Raw genomic sequence first — 2,768 nt, 5'->3', positions numbered from 1 at the left:
CACCGTGAGCAGTTCGGACAGATCGTGTCTGACCTGACGGGTGCTGCGTGGGTCGGAAATCGAGACGAACACCTGCGTGAGCGGCATCACTTCCCTCGTCGTCATGGGAGCCCCAAAAGACGAGGAAGCTACACAAAATCAGCGACTGTGAACAGGGGTTTTGTAAATGCATGACCGTAAACGTGATTTTGGATTCCGCTATGTCAGATAGGTGCGATAGCCCTGGGAACACCTCTGCCTTGATGCGTTCGCCAGGATGACGGACTTCGCTGGTGTCCATACGCCTCCAATTGCTAACTGTTGCTTGTGGATCGATCGCAGTGACTATACTGTGTTGCGCAACGCAATACAGTATAGTCACTGCATTTCCCGCTGGTGTCGACCAGCGTCGGGCGAACACTTTGGCTAAATAGTCAGTCAGCAAGCATGAACCATCAGTGATTGCGCTAATCGGGAGGGCGGACTGGCCTGCCGCCGGAGCTTGTAAGTGTTCGCTTAGGCCACGGGGACTAATAGCCCGTGCCGCAGGTTTCGGGGTGGGCCGGCCTTCTGGATGGTTGCTTAAGCGGGAAGCCGAGCGTCGGCAGTTGGCCGTTATGAACAGCTATCCATAACGGCCAGAAGCGGTCTTTGACCTTACTTGTCTATAGCAGACGTGTTGAGCATCCATTATGATGACGTACTTCCCCGACGCATTATTTCATGGCTATGGTATTCAACCTCGACTCCTAGAAAGCAAGTCGTAATATGGGGTTCGGGCAACACGATAGTCAGATGACAGAGGGGCGACAGCCGTTATGCGTCAAACCTGTCCCCTAATACAAACTTGGGATTCCTTCTATGAAATCCGCAATTGACCATCGCAAAGAATTTGTAACTTCAATCGCGCATATCCGCTCAGCGGCATCAAAAGTCATCGCTAACTCAGGCCCAACGAAGGCTCTCTCTGCCCCTGACGTCCACAAAATTGCTGAAGGGTTATTCCTTAGCGCTGTTACTCATTGGGAAGAGCTTTGCCAAGTTCTCCTCATTACAGATTTAGCCACCCAAACAGGCAGCTTGCTTAAAAAGGACGTGAAGAGCTTTCGTACAAAAAATGCTCCGCTTCGGCTGGCCGAATCGATGCTTTCACATATAGACCGCCCTAATAGCTTCTACGACTGGTCTGAATTCAACCGTATTGCTCAACGAGCGAATGCTTTTCTCGCACCTGGTCATCGATTCGCAGCCCCGCTATTGCCACCTGGTTCTCCGCCCCAAAGCACCGCCCTTTTGCCTGCTGTAGTGAATGAGTTGGCGATGTTCAAGCGCCTGCGAAATTCTGTTGCCCACAAGAGCGACAAGGCTTGGGACAGCTTCATCAAGCTCGTATCCGAACCTCCATTCTCCCTTACCGCAAATCAAAGAAAGGGCGTTACTCCGGGCAGGTTTCTAGTCACACAGCAATGGGAGGGTAAGGTTGTGTTACACCATGCACTAGATACACTTGAGAATGCTGCCCTCACTCTGGTGCCGTAACAGCAATGGACACACCGTTTTCCCTAGAAATGTTGCATAAAGCAGCAGGCACACACTCCGAGCCACTATTTTTGTCCCCGCCATGGATGAGCGGTGGGCACACAATTGAAAAGGCAAATGGAACGATTACCTATGTAAGCTACAAAGGTGGCCTTTACGGCGTGACGTGTGCGCATATTTATGACTATCAGTTTTCTTCGAATCCACCAAAATGGCTAACTATTCACGGCCGGCAGCGTGTCATTTATCAATTTGGTTATTTCGACCAATCCGGTTATAAAAGCTTGTTTCGCTCGCTTAGATTGTTTGACCCCAAGCTGCCAGATATAGCAATAGTAAAACTCGATGTGGCTTTTGCTTCAATTCACATGAAAGCAAAAGGCAAGGTTGCAATTGATTTGGATTCATGGGTTGAACCAACCTGGGCGGACCTTAAGTGTCCGGTGGCGTTTGGATATCCAACCGAACACAAGACCGAAGGTAACGGGCTTCTGCAAGCCCCTCTCATTGGTGTGACCGCAGAGTTGACAAGACCTATCGGGCCAAACGACGAGTCCTTTCTAATGGCATCGTCATTGGAACAAGAGAACCCATACTACTTTAGTGGAATGAGCGGCGGTGCAGTCTACTGTCACTTTTCCGATGCTCCACCAAGCGTGGTTGGGGTGGTATTTGAAGGCTCCCCTGGCAGCTCAATCGAATGGCAAAACAGAACTGAAGAATCTTTCTACACCAGAGAGGATATCCAGATACGGGCACACAAATTAACCCCTGACATTTTCCAGAACTGGCTGTCCATTGCTGGATTCTAGTTTGAAGGAATGTCCATGTCCTGTAAAAGCAAATCTAACAAATGCGTCCAGCCGATGCATCTTTCTTCGCTTCGCTGCGGCAAATTCGCGGCTATTACCTAGCATTCCCAAACGTCAGCTTCTCTAACTCTGCTACTTCCGCTTTGGGTCGTAAGCTCTCGCTCGCCAACCTTCGAAGTTTTCGCTGACCGCAGATTCAGGAGCGCGGCAGATCGTGTCCCGGGGAGCGGGCAGGTTACCGGTTTAGTGCTGACCGTGACCTACGGACAACCGAGTGGCCGGTCTGGCCGACGACCGGCAGTCGGCCGGAGCACCGGGGTTCGACACTTCCCCCCGATTTTCATCCCTTTTCGGAAAGTGCCTCCAGCACCGGCGCGGGTTTCAAGGCCATGATCGAAAAAGCTCTGTGGTGGCACGTTTGTAACAGTATTGTCCAGA

General features: G+C 51.1%; 2 protein-coding genes. Both read left to right on the top strand.

Annotated elements, in window-relative coordinates; genetic code table 11:
* Nucleotides 1-840 precede the first annotated feature (840 nt).
* Entirely contained in the window at nucleotides 841-1,518 is a 678-nt protein-coding gene (locus tag DNK49_RS24000) for a hypothetical protein (protein WP_133255155.1), read from the top strand.
* Between the two features lie 5 nt (nucleotides 1,519-1,523).
* A complete protein-coding gene (locus tag DNK49_RS23995) occupies nucleotides 1,524-2,330 on the top strand; it encodes a hypothetical protein (protein WP_133255154.1) in 807 nt (268 codons plus the stop codon).
* Nucleotides 2,331-2,768 lie beyond the last annotated feature (438 nt).

The organism is Parazoarcus communis SWub3 = DSM 12120, assembly GCF_003226565.1.
Lineage (GTDB): Bacteria > Pseudomonadota > Gammaproteobacteria > Burkholderiales > Rhodocyclaceae > Parazoarcus > Parazoarcus communis.
This window is presented reverse-complemented; position numbering and strand designations above follow the sequence as displayed.